Source organism: Acinetobacter sp. ANC 4910, assembly GCF_004331035.1.
GTDB lineage: Bacteria > Pseudomonadota > Gammaproteobacteria > Pseudomonadales > Moraxellaceae > Acinetobacter.
The window spans coordinates 26,866-44,237 of record NZ_SJNT01000001.1 but is presented as its reverse complement, the minus strand read 5'-3'; the positions used below and the strand labels follow the sequence as shown (position 1 = coordinate 44,237).

At 41.2% G+C, this 17,372-nt stretch carries 18 protein-coding genes; 7 read left to right on the top strand and 11 right to left on the bottom strand.

Going from position 1 to position 17,372, the window contains the following annotated elements; translation table 11 throughout:
* Positions 1–186: 186 nt before the first annotated feature.
* Positions 187–375, top strand: a complete 189-nt coding sequence (locus E0H82_RS00200; RefSeq protein WP_131262465.1) for a hypothetical protein — start codon at positions 187–189, stop codon at positions 373–375.
* An 88-nt stretch (positions 376–463) separates the two neighbouring features.
* On the opposite strand, the gene rsmD is transcribed toward E0H82_RS00200, so the two are convergent.
* Positions 464–1,018, bottom strand: a complete 555-nt coding sequence (gene rsmD, locus E0H82_RS00195) for a 16S rRNA (guanine(966)-N(2))-methyltransferase RsmD (protein ID WP_131262464.1) — start codon at positions 1,016–1,018, stop codon at positions 464–466.
* Positions 1,018–3,063 (bottom strand): penicillin-binding protein 2, encoded by a 2,046-nt coding sequence (gene mrdA / locus E0H82_RS00190; RefSeq protein ID WP_131262463.1) that lies wholly within the window; start codon positions 3,061–3,063, stop codon positions 1,018–1,020. Before mrdA ends, rsmD begins: the two co-directional genes overlap by 1 nt.
* A gap of 251 nt (positions 3,064–3,314) precedes the next feature.
* Between mrdA and E0H82_RS00185 the strand changes: the two genes are divergently transcribed.
* The 4 genes from E0H82_RS00185 (at position 3,315) to E0H82_RS00170 (ending at position 6,228) form a co-directional block, all read left to right on the top strand.
* Positions 3,315–3,839, top strand: coding sequence for a hypothetical protein (locus tag E0H82_RS00185; protein ID WP_131262462.1), 525 nt, complete (start codon positions 3,315–3,317; stop codon positions 3,837–3,839).
* Positions 3,840–3,898: 59 nt separating this feature from the next.
* A complete protein-coding gene (locus tag E0H82_RS00180) occupies positions 3,899–5,215 on the top strand; it encodes a hypothetical protein (RefSeq protein WP_116759752.1) in 1,317 nt (438 codons plus the stop codon).
* An 85-nt stretch (positions 5,216–5,300) separates the two neighbouring features.
* Positions 5,301–5,960, top strand: a complete 660-nt coding sequence (adk, locus tag E0H82_RS00175) for an adenylate kinase (RefSeq protein ID WP_131262461.1) — start codon at positions 5,301–5,303, stop codon at positions 5,958–5,960.
* Between the two features lie 85 nt (positions 5,961–6,045).
* The gene (locus tag E0H82_RS00170; protein ID WP_131262460.1) at positions 6,046–6,228 is read left to right on the top strand and encodes a hypothetical protein; all 183 of its coding nucleotides are present in this window, start codon (positions 6,046–6,048) and stop codon (positions 6,226–6,228) included.
* A gap of 51 nt (positions 6,229–6,279) precedes the next feature.
* Here E0H82_RS00170 and nth read toward each other — a convergent pair whose 3' ends face one another.
* Entirely contained in the window at positions 6,280–6,978 is a 699-nt protein-coding gene (nth, locus tag E0H82_RS00165; protein WP_131262459.1) for an endonuclease III, read from the bottom strand.
* Between the two features lie 2 nt (positions 6,979–6,980).
* The gene (locus tag E0H82_RS00160) at positions 6,981–7,772 is read right to left on the bottom strand and encodes an RnfABCDGE type electron transport complex subunit B (protein WP_131262458.1); all 792 of its coding nucleotides are present in this window, start codon (positions 7,770–7,772) and stop codon (positions 6,981–6,983) included.
* 340 nt (positions 7,773–8,112) lie between these two features.
* Between E0H82_RS00160 and gdhA the strand changes: the two genes are divergently transcribed.
* The gene (gene gdhA / locus E0H82_RS00155) at positions 8,113–9,456 is read left to right on the top strand and encodes an NADP-specific glutamate dehydrogenase (RefSeq protein WP_131262722.1); all 1,344 of its coding nucleotides are present in this window, start codon (positions 8,113–8,115) and stop codon (positions 9,454–9,456) included.
* 66 nt (positions 9,457–9,522) lie between these two features.
* Here the strand turns inward: gdhA and E0H82_RS00150 are convergent, their stop codons facing one another.
* The 3 genes from E0H82_RS00150 to rlmH all read right to left on the bottom strand — a co-directional run bounded on the left by E0H82_RS00150 (position 9,523) and on the right by rlmH (position 11,783).
* Positions 9,523–10,293: an META and DUF4377 domain-containing protein gene (locus E0H82_RS00150; RefSeq protein WP_131262457.1), complete on the bottom strand. Its 771-nt coding sequence runs from the start codon at positions 10,291–10,293 to the stop codon at positions 9,523–9,525.
* Between the two features lie 116 nt (positions 10,294–10,409).
* Entirely contained in the window at positions 10,410–11,186 is a 777-nt protein-coding gene (locus tag E0H82_RS00145) for a DODA-type extradiol aromatic ring-opening family dioxygenase (RefSeq protein WP_131262456.1), read from the bottom strand.
* A gap of 114 nt (positions 11,187–11,300) precedes the next feature.
* Positions 11,301–11,783: a 23S rRNA (pseudouridine(1915)-N(3))-methyltransferase RlmH gene (gene rlmH / locus E0H82_RS00140; RefSeq protein ID WP_026441300.1), complete on the bottom strand. Its 483-nt coding sequence runs from the start codon at positions 11,781–11,783 to the stop codon at positions 11,301–11,303.
* 153 nt (positions 11,784–11,936) lie between these two features.
* Here rlmH and E0H82_RS00135 point away from each other — a divergent pair, with 153 nt between their 5' ends.
* Positions 11,937–12,875 carry a M28 family peptidase gene (locus E0H82_RS00135; RefSeq protein WP_131262455.1) on the top strand — a complete coding sequence of 313 codons (939 nt, stop codon included), beginning with the start codon at positions 11,937–11,939 and terminating at the stop codon, positions 12,873–12,875.
* A gap of 282 nt (positions 12,876–13,157) precedes the next feature.
* Here E0H82_RS00135 and E0H82_RS00130 read toward each other — a convergent pair whose 3' ends face one another.
* From E0H82_RS00130 to E0H82_RS00115, 4 genes are all read right to left on the bottom strand, one after another.
* Positions 13,158–13,538: a VOC family protein gene (locus tag E0H82_RS00130; RefSeq protein ID WP_131262454.1), complete on the bottom strand. Its 381-nt coding sequence runs from the start codon at positions 13,536–13,538 to the stop codon at positions 13,158–13,160.
* Between the two features lie 131 nt (positions 13,539–13,669).
* Positions 13,670–16,099, bottom strand: coding sequence for an endopeptidase La (lon, locus tag E0H82_RS00125; protein ID WP_131262453.1), 2,430 nt, complete (start codon positions 16,097–16,099; stop codon positions 13,670–13,672).
* 148 nt (positions 16,100–16,247) lie between these two features.
* Complete coding sequence (locus tag E0H82_RS00120; RefSeq protein ID WP_116759734.1) at positions 16,248–16,838, bottom strand: 5-formyltetrahydrofolate cyclo-ligase; 591 nt, start codon at positions 16,836–16,838, stop codon at positions 16,248–16,250.
* A 71-nt stretch (positions 16,839–16,909) separates the two neighbouring features.
* Complete coding sequence (locus E0H82_RS00115) at positions 16,910–17,305, bottom strand: MerR family transcriptional regulator (protein ID WP_131262452.1); 396 nt, start codon at positions 17,303–17,305, stop codon at positions 16,910–16,912.
* Positions 17,306–17,372 lie beyond the last annotated feature (67 nt).

Below are 17,372 nucleotides of genomic sequence, written 5' to 3'. Positions count from 1 at the left end.
GCACCAGATGGAGATTGGTTTTTCCATCTGGTTTTTATTTTAAAACCAACTTCTTTAATGTTATTGAACAGCATTATCTTGCAAGGCTGGGTATTGTTGGCTGGGAATAGACAGCAAAAAAATATTGCTATTTAGAATTTCTGAATCAGAAATAATAAAAATTGGATAAAAGCTTAGGAAAAAATAATGATTAAAAATATTGTGTTATTGGTTTTAACCGTGAGTTTACTCACTGGATGCCTGTGGCATGATGATTGGGATCATCGGCACAATAGACCCTCTCCACATCATGATTCAGATCATCGACCTGATTCTAATCAGAATGACTACTCCTATAATCAGCATAATGATCATAACCAACCACCACAACGTTAATGCAAGTGTATGGTGTTGAGCTGTTGCATTTATCATTTTAAGCCAGTCGAAGCAGGGTGTGCATAACTGGCTTAAAATTACATATGCATTAAGAACGTGTCACTTTTTTATATAAGGCTGCTCGGACTGTACCAGCTTTGGTTTGTTTTATAGATTGCCAACTGTGCGGTAAATTCAGCATGTTGAGCTCACGGTCGGCCTCAATATAAATCAACCCATTTTCAGCAATCAGCGGATCAGTGAGTTTTGCCAGTTCTTCCCAAAGATTTAAGCTATAGGGTGGATCTAAAAACACCAGATCAAAACTTGACTTTAGTGCCACGAGTGCTTGTTGAGCAGTGGTCACTTTTAATTGGCAATTTTCTGCTTTTAATAATTGAATATTCTGCTTTAGAAATTGTGCCTGAGTTTGGTTAGGTTCAATCATCGTGACATGTTTTGCACCACGTGATAGGGCTTCAAAACTTAAAGCTCCAGAACCTGTACACAAATCGAGGACTTGTGCATTTTGAATATCCCACATTAACCAGTTAAACAAGGTTTCGCGGACGCGGTCAGGGGTTGGGCGCAGTCCTTCAATACTGGCAAAAGCGAGTTGGCGGCGTTTCCACTCTCCGCCAATAATTCTGAGTTGATTTTTCATTATTCGACATCATCCGCTGCAGCCGCAGGAGCGGCTGGGGTGGTAGGAGTAGCAGCTTGCGGAGCTGTGTGAGTGGTTGAGCTTGCTGGTCGCGCCTGAGAGCCTGTTGTTGCAGACGTTGGAGCTGCGCCAGAACCACTTGGCAATTCACCCGGTTTAATACCAGCAGTCATCAATCCGCCACTAATTTGATGCCCTTCAGGTTTAATCGGGTTCTTTTTACGTTGCATCAACCAATAGTCAAATACAGGTCGTGCCAATTGTGCAGCAGAACCACCATGACGACCATTTTCCCAAACTACAGCAATTGCAATTTCAGGATTTTCTGCAGGCGCGAAACCCACAAAGAGACCGTGATCTAACTGACGTTCGGTCAGTAAAGCTTCATTATACTTTTTCCCTTGAGCAATACTTTTGACCTGTGCTGTACCTGTTTTTCCTGCAATTTTATACATTGGCGTCCGAATACCGCGACCTGTACCAGTTTCAATTACATCTACCATGGCATCTCGCATTTGTACCCAGTCTTCATCTTTACCATTAAACTGAATATGTCCATCGGGTGCATTTAAAACTTTATGTGGTTTAGCCCCTTTACTGGTTTGTAATACATGTGGGATGACATGTGCACCATGATTGGCAGTGATTGCTGTAGCCATAGCCAGTTGTAATGGCGTTGCGGTAAAAGCACCCTGTCCAATACTCACAGAAATTGTTTCACCTTTTAACCATTTACTTTTACGAGTACGCATTTTCCAGTCAGGATTTGGATATAGCCCTTCACTTTCACTCGGTAAATCTACCCCTGTTTTTTGACCGAAGCCAAATTGGCGCATCCAAGCATTCATTTTCTCAATACCCATACGGTAAGAGAGCACATAATAGAAGGTATCGCAGGAGACGACTTGGGCTTTATGCAAATTGACTACACCGTGCCCCGATTTTTTCCAGTCACGGAATTTATGGGAGTCACCCGGCAGAGTAAAGTAGCCATGATCAGAAATTGCGGTACCCCAGTCGATATAGCCGTAGTGAATACCGCCTAAACCAAACATGGGTTTAATGGTTGAACCCGGTGGATATGCCCCTTGTACTGCACGGTTATAAAGTGGTTGATCAAGGTTGTCGCGTAAACCGCTATAGTCGGTATGGCTAATCCCTGTAACAAACAAGTTTGGGTTAAAGCTTGGGCTAGAAACCAGCGCAAGGATTTCTCCTGTACGGGGATCCATCGCAACAATGGCGCCACGACGTCCTGCCAATTGCTCGGTAGCGACAGTCTGTAAGCCATAATCGAGCGAAAGGTATAAATCATTACCACGAACGGGTTCTTTACGACCTAAATGGCGCAGGACATTACCATGTGCATCGGCTTCGACAGATTCATTACCGGGTACGCCATGCAAGAGTTCCTCATAGGATTTTTCCACCCCAATTTTTCCAATGAGGTTGGTGCCTGCATACAAGTCTTTATCAATACTTTTTAGTTCTTTGTCATTAATACGACCCACATAACCAATCACATGGGCAAACAGTTCGCCATGTGGATAATAACGGGTCATTTGGGTCTCTATATTGACCCCAGGAAACTGGAATTTAACTTCACTGAATTTGGCAATATCCGTTTCAGTTAAATTAAGTTTAATCGAAACACGTTCGGTTTTCTTCGAGGTTTTAATCCGAGACAGGAAGCGTTCAATATCTTCATCAGTCAAACTCAAAACTGGCGTAAGGCGCTTTACTGTGTCATCAATATCTTCGACATCTGCACGGCTCATCGTTGCCGTAAAGACAGGATAGTTATCGGCCAATAAAATACCATTACGGTCATAAATATAGCCACGAGCAGGTGCAAGCGGTTGAAGTCGAATACGGTTTTGATCCGATGCCGTCGAAAACTGTTGATATTGCATAATCTGCAAGTAGGCATAACGTGCCACCAACAGCAACATAAAAAAGCTGACAATCCCGACAGAGATAAACACTCGATTGCGATAAATGCGCTTTTCTTGTTGGACATTTTTTAAAGGAAAGTGCTGCTTCATACGCGATTGACTTACACTGTGGGGGAGAATCAGGAAGGCGCTATTCTAACTCAAGTCACAGGCTTTGATAATGCTTATCTGTTGGAACTAGTCGGGGCGAGGTTGTTTTATTGCAACAGGGTGTTTTGACTTTACAGACAGTAAAAAGATCAGGTGTTGTATATAAGAATAGAAACAATTCTGTTAAAGTCAAAAACATGCAAAAAATTTGGAATGCATGCACAATTAAAATAAGGACAAAGGTGACAATAATGACAAGAGTTTATCCCTTGTTAGCATTGATAACATTATTCAATACAGCTTACGCACAAGATCATTATTTACCAGATGCTAAATTGACGCCTGAAAGTGCCAGTATGTGGAATCTGGGTGCAGGGGTAACCCAACAACTGATTCACTTAAATACAGAATGGGTCAATCCTTATGGTATTGCCTATGCCAAAGCAGGTTTTTTTCTTACTGATGATTCGCCTTTTGGAACACAAATTGGTTTTAGATATCCTTACTATTTCACGGGGAAGGATAAAAACGGGTATTATGTGGGGGCTTATGCAGGTCACATTGCCAGTAAGCAAGTGGACAATAAAGATGAAACTCGCTTAGGTGCGGGTGTGGATCTTGCATATGTTTTGTTGAACAAAGATCGTATTAGCACATTCAGTGTCGGGCTTGGGGCAGGAGAAGAATTAAAAAATCGTGAGGGTGTGGTTGTAGAACACATAGAACCGAAAATACAATTCTCTTATACATTAAGTATGGGCTTAGGCAGAAAATAACCTGTTTAAAAAATTAAGAATTAATCTCTGTTATTTAGTCATTATTTTGGAAAATATGCATGCTTGAGTACATCAATCAGTTGTGGCAAACCTTTTTGAATCGTCCCGATTTTTGGGCTGTGCTGAGCATTATTCCTGTAACTGCATTTGTGACCTGGGCACACGTCTGGATGGCGTTAAAAATGGTGTTCTATCCAATTACTTTTTGGGGATTCCATTTGGGACCTTTGCCTGTGGGTTGGCAGGGGATTGTACCGCGAAAGGCAGGACGCATCTCAGGCATCATTACCGATAACACCTTGTCTAAATTGGGTTCTTTGCGCGAATTTCTAGATGCCATGGATCCTGAAGATATGGCGCGTATTATCGGTGAACAGGTTGGCTTTGAACTGGAACATCTAATTGATGAAGTGATGGTCGATCGCAACGCCGTACTTTGGGAAAATCTACCTTATTCCATTAAACGCCGTATCTATGCACAGGCGCACAAGCAGCTTCCAGAAGTGTTAAGAGAACTGGTAACAGAATTAACTGTGAACGTCGAGTCATTGGTTAACATGCGTGAAATGGTGGTCAGCCAAATGGAGGGTGATCGTCGTTTAATGGTGCGTATGTTCTTAAAAGTGGGACAGAAAGAAATCAATTTCATTTGGCACATTAGTGCCCTAATTGGAATGTTTTTTGGCGTGTTCCAAATGATTGTGTGGTTTGTGGTGCCTTGGCACTGGACAGTTCCGTTTTGGGCATCAGTTTGGGGTTTTTTAACCAACTGGATTGCAATCTGGATGGTCTTTAACCCGATAGAGCCACATTATGTGCGTTACCCACAACTGACTGAATTAACTAAAGATCGTAAGTTTCCTTGGGTTAAACCTGTCTGGCCTAGAATTGGAACGTATAATATCCAAGGTGCGTTCATGAAGCGTCAGGAAGAAGTATCGGATGTATTTGCGAGTGTAGTCACAGAAGACCTGATTACGTTAAAATCCATCATGACTGAAATGATGTATGGCAGTAAAAAAGACAAAACGCGTCGTATCGTCAAGCGTCATATTAATCAGATTATGGAAACTCCACTGGTTAGAACATCATTACAGTTATCTTTAGGGCCAAAAGAGTACGCAAAACTCAAGACGGACTTGATTGATCGCTCAATTGAAATTACGATGGTGCCAGTATGCGACCCTGCGTTCAATGCGAGCCGTGCACAGAAAATCTTTCAAATGTTCCGAGAGCGTATTCGAGAGTTAACGCCGAAAGAGTTCCAGAACCTGTTACGTCCTGCATTTCAGGAAGACGAATGGATTCTGATTGTATTAGGTGGGGTCACTGGATTTATAGCTGGTACAATACATTTGTTTGTGGCTTTCTTATAATTAGATACTCATGCTGACTGTTTAGATCTGCAGAATTGTTGGCTCGAAGTATCATACATATTGTTTTAAATGAGGATGTTTTTTTATGCGCATTATCTTACTCGGACCACCTGGAGCAGGTAAAGGTACACAAGCTCAGTTGATCTGTAAGCGCTACAATGTCCCACAAATTTCAACCGGTGATATGCTCCGTGCTGCAATTCGTGAAGGTACTGAATTAGGTCTTAAAGCTAAAAGCGTAATGGAAAGCGGTGGTCTGGTTTCTGATGAACTGATCATTGGTCTGGTAAAAGAACGTATTGCTCAACCTGACTGTGTGAACGGCTGCATTTTTGATGGTTTCCCGCGTACGATTCCGCAGGCTGAAGCTTTGGAAAAAGAAGGCATTAATATCGATCATGTGATCGAGATTGAAGTTCCTGACGAAGAAATCGTTCAGCGTTTGTCTGGTCGTCGTCAGCACCCTGCATCTGGTCGTGTTTACCATGTTGTTTACAACCCACCTAAAGTTGAAGGCAAAGACGACGAAACTGGTGAAGAACTGGTGCAACGTCCAGATGACCAAGAAGAAACTATTCGTAAACGTCTAGGTTCGTATCATACAGAAACTGAACAGTTGGTTGGATTCTACCAAGGTCGTGCTGCTTCTGGTGAAAATGCCCCGACTTATGACAAATTAAATGGTTTACGTGCAATTGAAGACGTACAAAAAGATTTGTTCGCTATTTTAGATCAGTCAAAATAATTCAAACCTGAGTTTTTGACTTTAAAAGAGTCCTAAGTCATATTAGGGCTCTTTTTATTTGTCCTAACTTTTTGAGGATACGATTTTGTTAAAAATTGGTTTATTCATTTTAGTGGTGGCTTGCTTAGCGCTGTTGTTAGGTTTGTTGTATATCAGCTTTAAAATGTTAAGAGAAACCCAACAAAAGCAAAAAGAAGAAAGTAAAACCGCGGAAAAACCTCAATATCAGTTACATCCGAAATTGAAACAAAAACAGCCTAAAAAATAAGAGCGTGATTTTTGGATGACAGTGTATCTAGCACAAGATGCGCTGTGCTCCTTAAATATTGTTAACAGGAATCGCGCGGGTAGCCCCAAATTCAAAGCGCTCAGGCCAATTACATACATCTGACACCACGCATTCAGAACACTTTGGTTTACGTGCGATACAGCAGTAACGACCATGCAGAATCAGCCAATGGTGTGCATCCACCATAAATTCTTTAGGAATGACTTTGACCAGTCGATGTTCGACTTCGAGTACATTTTTTCCTACCGCCAACCCAGTCCGATTGCCTAATCGAAAAATATGCGTATCCACCGCCATGGTCGGATGTCCAAATGCGGTATTCAGCACTACATTTGCAGTTTTACGTCCAACACCGGGTAAGGCTTCTAAGTCAGCACGATTATTGGGCACTTCGCTGTTATGTCGTTCAATTAACATTTGGCAAGTTTTAATGACATTTTCAGCTTTGGAATTATATAAACCAATGGTTTTGATGTATTGCTTGAGTCCTTCGACACCCAGTCCAAAAATGGTTTCAGGGGTATTGGCAATGGGGAATAATTTATCCGTGGCTTTATTGACACTCACGTCAGTGGCTTGAGCCGATAAAGTCACAGCAATTAACAGCTCAAATGGTGTTGAAAAGTTTAATTCAGTGGTTGGGTTGGGGCGTTGATCGCGTAAACGTTCAAAGAAGGTTTGAATTTGCTTCTTGGTCATGTTTTTAACGGTAGACGTTTTGGTTGTCATGTTTAAACCCCTTGCAATGCATTGAGTTGTTCGGTCAATGTTAGCAACTGAGCGCGCTTGGCTACATCTTCACGAACACTCAGTTGTTTTTCTAATTTTTTAATTTGTGTTCGTAACTTTGCCAATTCAATAGTTGATTGAGCATTTTGATTGGCTACAGTAGGTGTTTTATCTACAACCTCAATCACAGGTACTGAATCAAGTTGAGTGGAGAATTGAGCAAATAATGAGGTATCAATCTCGGCACGTACCACAGGTCCTTTGCGGTGCAAGCGCCGAGTTTCTTCACGCTGAATATGAGCATAATAGCGCTGGCGTAAATCGTTTTGTTCAGTTGTACGCTCAATCTCATTCGGTAAGCTATTCAAGTCTTCGACTAAATCAATGCAGTCGACTGGACAGGGTGGAATACAAAGTTCACAGCCCGTGCACAAATCAGCCAAGACACTGTGCATGAGTTTACCTGATCCAATAATCGCATCGACAGGGCATGCACTAATACATTTGGTACAACCAATACATTCATCTTCTCGAATAATGGCTTTCATTCGTTGCGGACGACCATCCGATTGAAGTGGCCATACGCTTTCCTCGGCTTTTAGAGATGGACGTTTTAGCAATTCAGCTAAAGCATCAGCCACAGGCTGTCCACCTGGGACGCATTTATTGGCTGCTTCTCCTTCTGCAATCGCTTTGGCGTAGGGAAGGCAACCATCTCGATGACCACATAAACCACATTGAGTTTGGGGAAGTAGCGCGTCGATGCGTTGAATGAGAGCAATTTGCGAAATCATGCGAAAACCACACCTGTCTTTAAAACAGGATTAGAAAAATAGAGCCAAATTTTCCCGAATTTTAGCATGATTCAGTGGATTAATCTTGTGTTCCAAATTAATGCATTGAGTGTATTTATATGGTGCGAATATTGGTTGAATTGTTAAGTCAGGGTTTAAAAAAGAAAGACAAACTTTATGTAATAGTTAAAATAATTATTTGTTATATATTGAAAATATCACGTTATTTTAAATAAATATTGTGGAAGGTGGATAAAAAGTATTTAATGTTTTGCGCCAAAATTTATCACTTAATTTAATTTTGACCTATTTTGATTCATAAATTGCTGAGGATGAAGTGTTGAAATACAGTAGCCTAAACGACTTTTTGGATTACGTAAAAACACGTGATGCACACCAACCCGAGTTTCTACAAGCGGTAGAAGAGGTGATGACCAGTCTGTGGCCATTCATTGAAAAGAACCCAAAATATGCAGCGCATGGATTACTTGAGCGTTTAATTGAACCAGAACGTGCCATCCAATTCCGCGTGTCGTGGGTAGATGATCAAGGCAACACCCATGTAAATCGAGCATTTCGTGTTCAATACAACTCAGCAATTGGTCCATTTAAGGGGGGGATGCGTTTCCATCCTTCAGTCAATTTATCTATTTTGAAGTTCTTAGGTTTTGAACAGACTTTTAAAAATGCCTTAACAACCTTGCCTATGGGTGGCGGGAAAGGGGGTTCTGACTTTGACCCTAAAGGGAAGTCAGAAGGCGAAATTATGCGTTTCTGCCAAGCATTAATGATTGAGCTATACCGTCACTTAGGTTCTAACACTGATATTCCTGCTGGGGATATTGGTGTTGGTGGCCGTGAAGTTGGCTATATGGCTGGGATGATGAAAAAGCTCAGTAATGATACTTCTTGTGTATTTACTGGAAAAGGCTTGGCATTTGGCGGGTCTTTGGCACGTCCAGAAGCAACGGGCTATGGCACAGTATACTTTGCTGAAGAAATGCTAAAAACGCGTGGTGACAGTTTCCAAGGAAAAACCGTGACCATTTCAGGTTCGGGTAATGTTGCACAATTTGCTGCGGAAAAAGCCATGTTCTTAGGGGCAAAAGTCGTATCACTTTCAGACTCGAATGGTACGGTTTATGTCAAAGATGGTTTTACTGACGAACTTCTTGCAGAAGTGATGCATCTAAAAAATGAAGCCCGTGGTCGTATTTCTGAATTTGCCTCTAAGCATGGATTTGAATATTTAGAAGGCAAACGCCCTTGGGGGATTCCTTGTGATATTGCTTTACCATGTGCAACTCAGAATGAATTGACGGGTGAAGATGCAGAGGTATTATTAGCTAATGGTGTTTTCTGTGTTGCAGAAGGTGCCAATATGCCTTCAACCCTCGATGCTGTTGAAAAATTTGTTGCAGCGAAAATTTTGTATGCACCAGGTAAGGCATCCAATGCAGGGGGCGTTGCAACCTCAGGTCTAGAAATGTCACAAAATGCTTTGCGTTTAGGGTGGGGTTTCGAAGAAGTCGATGAGCGTTTACATGCGATTATGAAAGACATTCACCGCAATTGTGTTAAATATGGCACGAAAGCAGACGGTAGCATTAATTATGTGGATGGTGCGAACATTGCAGGCTTTGTAAAAGTTGCAGATGCTATGCTGTCACAGGGTGTGTTCTAAAGCTGAATAAATAGTAGTTTAGATAAAAAAAAGCCGATGCAATTGCATCGGCTTTTTTATATGTGCTTATTTTACAGTTTCGGTTTCAATGATCATGTCTTTGACATACGCATATTTTGATTGATCTGCAGCAGGGTTTTGACGTTCAAAACGTTTTACACGAACAATTTGACGGGTTTTAGAATCGTGAGTATAGCCTTCGATGTGGTCGTAGAATAAGTTCCAATCTTTATTCACTTGAGTTTTTACGCCCTTGTCATCATATTTGATTTCACGAACTTGTAAGCACTCAATGCGAGCGACACCAGCAGAGCAAGTTTTTGTTTCTGGTGAAATTTCTAAAAAGAGGGTTTCGCCTTGAGATTGGTATTTGGTTTCAGGTGTCATTTGACCCACAAAAACGTGTTTTTCGCCTTTCGCAGAAACCAGTGTTAATGTCGGTGCTTCAATATTTTGGCTATTCAACGTAAATTGAATTGAACGTTGACCGAGTAAATCTGCTGCTAAGCGTTCTTGTTGCATCGCGGGTTCAGCACAAGCCATTTGCGTGCCCATCATTGCACCTGTGACAATTTTGTCACTTTCAATTTTCCAGCTCGTGCCTAAACCGTTACAGCTTGTTTTTACGGACAACTGTCCTTGTGCGTTAAACGACAGCGTTAAAGGTTTAGGCGTGGTCGATGTGGTGCTGATCCATTCATAGGCAGCGAGTGTTTTATTTTGATCAGGAATCGATTGTACATTCACGGCTTGATCCAAATTTGATGGTGTTTGAATTGATTGGCAAGCAGCAAGAGAAAAAGGCAACAAAGCAAGTAAAAGGTATTTCAATTTCATTTTAGAATTAACACTTAAGTTAGATAGATACAAAACTAAAGGTTAAATGATTAATAAGAAAAAGAAATGAATACATGTACAACATTTGTAGTCATTTCTTTAATGTTTATAAAGGATTAGTCAAAACGATAAATGTCCATTCCCAATGAACCCATTGTGAAACTGCTATGCACAATGTTGAATCGCGTGCCCGTACCCATTGCAAAAAATAAAGGAGCAAAATGTTCTAGGGTTGGGTGATTGCGCTGTACATAAGGAATATTGTTCCAATCTAATATAGTGTCATAGTCTTGATGCGTTAGTTTTTGAACCACGTAATTACGGAAGGTGGATGCCCATACAGGCACATCCTGAGATTCCCCATGCCATGACAATTCAGACAAATTGTGGGTAATACTGCCTGAACCAATCAATAAAACTTGTTGCTCACGTAATGCTGAAAGAGTTTGCCCAATTTGATAAATCTGCTCTGCGGACATGTGCATAGGGAGTGAAATTTCAACCACTGGAATATCTGCATTTGGGAACATGTGGAGTAATGGCATCCACACGCCATGATCACGCGGACGGCTATTATTGGCGTGTGCATCAAATCCTGCATCGGACAGGCGCTTTAAAATATCTTCTGCAAGTTGAGGTTCACCCGGAGCAGGATAGCGAATTTCATACAGCGCAGGTGGAAAACCACGAAAATCATGCCATGTTTCTGGTCGAATACCTGTATTCACTTCAAGTGCCTGACTTTCCCAGTGTGCGGACATCACAACAATGGCTTTGGGTGTCGGGAGATTTAAGCTTAAACGGTGTAAAGCTGGGCCAACTTGTTCAGGGTTAAGCGCAAGCATGGGAGATCCATGTGAAATAAATAAACCTGGTAAAGTTTGTAGATTCATCGTCTTGCGCCTAATTTGAATAAGAGAATATGTTCATCATGCCAAATACGAATAATTGAATAAAGAGTTTCTATTCAACGTATTGTTGCAATTATAGAATGATGGGAGATGGGTTTAACCAGCCCGATGATAGGGATGATTGTGATTAATACTCATAGCACGATATAACTGTTCAATCAGCATGACACGCACCAATGGGTGTGGCAAGGTCAGTTTAGACAACGACCAATGCCATGCCGCTGCTTTTCGGACCGCTTCGGAATGACCATCTGGTCCACCAATCGCCAAGGCAACATCATTGCCTTCCAACATCCATGATTTCATGGTGTCTGCCAGTTTTTCAGTGCTGAACTCACGACCACCTACTTCAAGTGCGATAAGGGTTTCATTCTGTTTGAGCGCATTTAAAATGCTATCACCTTCAATTTGTCGATATTTTAAAATATCTGCTTCAGAATCATTTTTTCCACGCTTTGCCATTGGTAGCTCAATAATTTGAGTTTGTACAAAGGGTTGAATTCGTTTGAAATAATCTTCAAAACCCGTCAAGACCCAAGCTGGCATTTTTTGACCGATGGTCAGAATTCGTATTTTCATATCTGGCATCACATGCTAATTCAGCAGAATTATAGCGTTGAAATCCCACAAACCAATGTGGATATACATTTTGCAATTGAAAATAATTACTGGCTGTTGCATTAATGCTCTTTAAGAATGAAAAAAATTGCGATGACGGTGGAATAATAATAAATGAAAAGGAATAAATTTTTTAAAGTAGGTTGGGTTGGTTTACTGATTGTGGCTATTTCGGTGGTTACGCAGAGTCAGGCCAATTCTGCGATCAGTCAGCAAGCTGACGTCCAGAATGTACAAGTCTATCTACAACAGATTATCGGGACTGGTTCATTTCGGAACCATCAAAATACTGCCGAATTAAATCGAGTTTCGGCTTGGATTAAAGAGCAAATGCGTCTGTTTGGTATTCCTTGTCAATTCCAGAATTATATTGTGAATCGGCAGAATTATCGCAATGTAGTCTGTTCATTAAATGTGGGCGGTGCCGAAAAAGTCATTGTTGGCGCGCATTATGATGTATTCGGTCAGTTACAGGGAGCGGATGATAATGCTTCTGGAGTCGCTGGCGTAATTGAAACGGCCCGTATTTTGTCACAGGAAAAAAGCCACCTGAACCATAATGTAGAATTTGCTTTTTATACGCTTGAAGAACCGCCATATACCAATACAGAATATATGGGCAGTTATGTACATGCCAAGTCCGTACAAGCGCAGCGTGATAAGATTCGAGGGGTTTATATTCTGGAAATGATTGGCTACTACGATACAGCACTGGTGCAGGAATATCCTGTTGGATTGAAATGGATTTATCCAAGCCACGGCAACTTTATTGCAGCGGTGAGTGATATCGATTCGCGGGGGCTTGGTGAGAATTTTTGTGCTGCTATGCAGCAATTGGAATGTCAGCGTTTGGTTGCACCATCATTTACTCCTGGGCTGAATTTTTCCAGTCATAGCAATTATTGGAATTATGATATTCCTGCCATTATGGTGACCGATACGGCCTTTTATCGGAATAAGAATTATCATACGACTGCGGACACATTAAAGACCTTAAATTTTGAAAAGATGACTCAAGTAATCGATGGGCTTGTGCAAGCGATATTGAAGTAAGTGGTTTAAGATAAAGTGGTCTGGATAATTGTTTGTGTAGAAAAAGTAAATAATAACAATAAAAAACGCAGTCCTTGAATAGTGTAAGGACTGCGATCAAGAGATTATCTGCCTGGAGAAACAGATAACCTTTAGGAATAAGAAACATACAGCACATATGTATTCTTATTATTTAATATTGGGTTTTCTTTAGTTTTTTCAAGTCGAATTTTTGAAGGGAAATATGCGAAATATTGAAAGTCCGAAAACACAGTTATCTTAGAATACTTGCTAGAGTTGGGTTTACTTCATTGAATGTAAACCAATCATATTTCCTTCTGTATCAAAAGCTAAAACAATAAATCCGTACTCACCAATGGAAGTTTTTGTTTCATGGATTTTGCCACCAGCATCAGCAATTCGAGCAGCTTCATCTGCACAGTCTTCACATGAAAAATAGATTAATGTGCTATTCCCACCAGCGGTGATACCTGACATTTTCACCAAAGCGCCAGAAGCACCATAGGCTTGCATATCCGATGGGAAAGCCCACATTTGAAGTGAGTTACCCTCAGATGGAGGAGTTAGTTCAGAGAGTTGAATATTAAATACTGCTTCATAAAATTGTTTGGCTCTGAGTATGTCATCGACATAAATTTCAAACCATCCGACAGGGTTTTTCATTTTAATTGTCCTGTATCATCCTTTGAATGCAATTTATTGTAGGGGATAAAAGCATAAAGATATGTGGTGTTATCAACAGTAAATTGTAATAAAAAAAGAGAGCCGTAGCTCTCTTCTCATTCTTGCTTAAATTAGTGACGTGCTGCTTTTTTACCATCATCGACTGGTTTTACAATCGGTGCTTTGACCAAAGGTTCAGGCTTAGCGGTCAAGGCAAGAGGCAAAATCTCATCAATTGATTTTACCGCTTTAATTTCAAGACCTTCTTTCACATTTTCAGGAATTTCTGCAAGGTCACGGACATTATCTTGAGGAATGAAGACTAATTTAATGCCACCACGGTGTGCAGCAAGCAATTTTTCTTTCAAACCACCAATACGCATTGCACGACCACCAAGACTGGTTTCACCTGTCATGGCAATGTCAGGGCGAATTGGGATACCTGTAAAGGCAGAAACCAATGCTGTAGTCAGTGCTAAACCAGCAGATGGACCATCTTTTGGTGTTGCACCTTCTGGTAAGTGGACGTGAACATCGGTCTCTTCAAAGCGCGTCGACTCGATGCCCAACTCATCTGCACGGGTACGCACCACGGTCATGGCTGCAGTAATCGATTCTTTCATTACATCGCCAAGTGAACCCGTAGTAATGAATTTACCTTTACCTTTCACAGCCGCAACTTCAATGGTCAATAACTCACCACCGACTGAAGTCCATGCTAAACCGTTGACACGGCCGACTTGTGCTTCATCTTCTGCCATACCAAAGTCAAATTTATGTGGACCTAAGTAATCTGGAAGATTGGCTGAAGTCACATCAACTTGCAAGTTTTTCGCCTTTTTACTGACCGCTTCTTTTACCACTTTACGGGCAATTTTAGAGACTTCACGTTCTAAGCTACGTACACCGGCTTCACGTGTATAACGTTGTACGATGTCACGAATCGCTTCTTCATGAACAGTCAGTTCTTTAGCACGTAGACCATTGTTCTTAATGGCTTTAGGAACAAGGTAGCGTTCAGCAATATTGATTTTTTCATCTTCGGTATAACCCGGTAGACGAATTACTTCCATACGGTCAAGCAATGCTTCTGGAATATTCATGCTGTTGGCAGTACAGATGAACATCACTTCAGACAAGTCCAGATCAAGATCTAAATAGTGATCATTAAACTTATTGTTCTGTGATGGATCGAGTACTTCAAGCAACGCAGAAGCAGGGTCGCCACGGTAGTCTTGCGCCATCTTGTCGATTTCATCGAGCAAGAACAATGGGTTCTTTACGCCGACTTTCGTTAAAGACTGCACAATTTTACCTGGCATCGCACCGATATAAGTACGACGGTGACCACGGATTTCCGCTTCGTCACGTACGCCACCGAGTGCCATACGCACAAACTCACGACCTGTCGCTTTAGCAACGGATTCACCCAGTGAAGTTTTACCTACACCTGGAGGACCAACTAAACATAGAATCGGACCTTTGAGTTTTTTCACGCGAGATTGAACTGCGAGATATTCCACAATACGATCTTTCACGTCATCTAAGCCGTAATGATCTGCATCGAGAATTTCTTGCGCTTTGCTTAAGTTAATGCTGACTTTGCTGGCTTTATTCCAAGGCGTATCTAAAATAGCCTCGATATAATTACGCACCACAGCCGCTTCACTAGACGCAGGTTGCATTGCTTTGAGTTTACGGAATTCACTTTCTGCTTTTTTACGCACGTGTTCAGGCAAATCAGCTTCGGCAAGACGTTTTTCAATTTCAGCAACGTCATCTTCCGCACCGCCGTTCATGTCAGAAAGCTCACGCTGAATGACCTTCATCTTTTCATTGAGGAAGTATTCGCGTTGATTTTTCTCCATTTGACGTTTCACTGAGTCATGTAAAGTTTGCTCAATCTGTTGCTCTTCAGATTGTTGCAATAAATACGTCATCAGTTCTTGTAAATGTGCTTCAAATTCATCGTGCTCGAGAAACTTTTGTTTCACATCAATATTCAGTGGAACACGGGTCGCTACGAAGAATAACAATTGGAGTAAATCTTCAATCTTGTTCGCAGCAGCAATCAGTTCACGCGCATTACGCAGTTTCGCTTCAGCATACTGAGCAAATAGGGCGCGTAACTCTTGAACACGTGTTTCTTGGGTTGTTTCATCAATCTGAACAGACATTGGGCTGAGGGCATGTTCAGCAGTTAGATAATCATTTTCATCAATGATTTTTTCTAGCTTTGAACGATGTAAGCCTTCAATTAATACTTTTATACAGTTTTCGTCATTCTCATGATTCACAACTTGCACAATCTTCGCGACAGTACCGTATTGATATAAGTTGTCGTGATCAATTTCTTCTGAAAGAGAATCTTTCTGAGCAACCACAAATACTAGATTGTCACTGTTACGAGCCACATCAACTGCATTGATCGATTTTTCACGACCTACAAATAGCGCGATTTGCATGTGTGGATACACCACCACATCACGTAACGCTAAAAGTGGTAATACACTTGGAACCTGAGGCTCTAAGGTTTCTTGATTCATAATAATTTCAGACATGGGCACTCCTAATGAGTGACAACGGTGTTGCCATATTTTTTATAGTGATGGGTATTTTAAAAAATACAAGGGTTGGTCAAAGCAAATTGTATAAAAAATGACTAAACATTTGATTTTTGAGTATTCTCAACAGTCAAAAATGTCAATTTTAGCGCTTGAAGCGTAAATATTGTTGAGGGGTGAGTAGCCCATCTAAAGGTTGATCCCATTTTTCGCGAATGAGATGCTGTGGTACTAACTGGAAGTGATGGGCCAAACCGAGGCGAAACGGACGGTGATAGGGTGCAGTAGCCAAGGTTTTGTCGTAAAAACCACCGCCCATGCCAATGCGTGTGCCATAAGGATCACAAGCCAATAAAGGCATCAGTAGCAGGTCTAAATGTGAAACGTGCTGTCCACGTGTTGCCATGGGCTCTTGCATACCCAACGGATGGTGGGAAAAGCGTTTATTTTGAAATTGATTGCGTGAAACTTTAACCCACACCAAGCGTTGATTCATATTGCAAATCATTGGTAAGTACACTGACTTTTTTTGATGAAAACAATATTCAATGATTTTATGGGTTTGAATTTCCCCAAAAGCATGTAAGTAGATACCGACACGGGTGGCATGTTTGAATTCGGGCACACGTCTTAGACGCTGTAAAATTTGCTGTTCGGACTGTTGCTGTTGATAAGCGGAAACTTGTCTGCGTTGTTTGCGAAGCTGTTTTCTGAGTTGGGCAAGTTCAATCGACATGGTGAACGCAGTCCTGAGTATCAAAAAGGTGAGTGTGAAAGTGATTGCCAAGTAAAAAAGACAGCTTCTATTTATGGTGCCGTCGTTGAACCTTTTTTCAGTTCTTGCAAAATTGGGCAGCAACTGTCGGTGGTGGTTTTACATTCATCCACCCAACTTGAAAGGCGCTGTTTAAGTGCATTCAGTTCTTGAATCCGCTGATCAATTTTTTCCAGCCGTTGCTGAATCACGTCACGGACTTTTTCGCGATCATTCAATTGTAAATGCAACAGATCTTGAATTTCACTGAGCTGTAAGCCTGCATCTTTGCCTTTTTGAATAAAGCTTAAGGTTTCAATGTCTTGTTGGCTGTAATAACGATAGTTTTGCGTGGTTTCAGGAATACGCATGAGACCAATTCGTTGATAATAACGAATAGTTTCCACATTCACTTGACAGTGTTTTGCCAGTTTGCCGATAGTGAGCATAAAATAATCTCCAAAAGGCTTGACTCAGTACCTAGGTACAGACTTTATGCTAACACAATCGAAAAAT

Coding starts and splice junctions, on each gene's coding strand:
- lon (WP_131262453.1), bottom strand. CDS start 16,099: ATGTCTGAAATTATTATGAATCAAGAAACCTTAGAGCCTCAGGTTCCA.
- rsmD (WP_131262464.1), bottom strand. CDS start 1,018: ATGAAAAATCAACTCAGAATTATTGGCGGAGAGTGGAAACGCCGCCAA.
- mrdA (WP_131262463.1), bottom strand. CDS start 3,063: ATGAAGCAGCACTTTCCTTTAAAAAATGTCCAACAAGAAAAGCGCATT.
- adk (WP_131262461.1), top strand. CDS start 5,301: ATGCGCATTATCTTACTCGGACCACCTGGAGCAGGTAAAGGTACACAA.
- rlmH (WP_026441300.1), bottom strand. CDS start 11,783: ATGAAAATACGAATTCTGACCATCGGTCAAAAAATGCCAGCTTGGGTC.
- E0H82_RS00130 (WP_131262454.1), bottom strand. CDS start 13,538: ATGAAAAACCCTGTCGGATGGTTTGAAATTTATGTCGATGACATACTC.
- E0H82_RS00200 (WP_131262465.1), top strand. CDS start 187: ATGATTAAAAATATTGTGTTATTGGTTTTAACCGTGAGTTTACTCACT.
- E0H82_RS00135 (WP_131262455.1), top strand. CDS start 11,937: ATGAAAAGGAATAAATTTTTTAAAGTAGGTTGGGTTGGTTTACTGATT.
- E0H82_RS00145 (WP_131262456.1), bottom strand. CDS start 11,186: ATGAATCTACAAACTTTACCAGGTTTATTTATTTCACATGGATCTCCC.
- E0H82_RS00180 (WP_116759752.1), top strand. CDS start 3,899: ATGCTTGAGTACATCAATCAGTTGTGGCAAACCTTTTTGAATCGTCCC.
- E0H82_RS00160 (WP_131262458.1), bottom strand. CDS start 7,772: ATGATTTCGCAAATTGCTCTCATTCAACGCATCGACGCGCTACTTCCC.
- E0H82_RS00115 (WP_131262452.1), bottom strand. CDS start 17,305: ATGCTCACTATCGGCAAACTGGCAAAACACTGTCAAGTGAATGTGGAA.
- nth (WP_131262459.1), bottom strand. CDS start 6,978: ATGACAACCAAAACGTCTACCGTTAAAAACATGACCAAGAAGCAAATT.
- E0H82_RS00185 (WP_131262462.1), top strand. CDS start 3,315: ATGACAAGAGTTTATCCCTTGTTAGCATTGATAACATTATTCAATACA.
- E0H82_RS00150 (WP_131262457.1), bottom strand. CDS start 10,293: ATGAAATTGAAATACCTTTTACTTGCTTTGTTGCCTTTTTCTCTTGCT.
- E0H82_RS00120 (WP_116759734.1), bottom strand. CDS start 16,838: ATGTCGATTGAACTTGCCCAACTCAGAAAACAGCTTCGCAAACAACGC.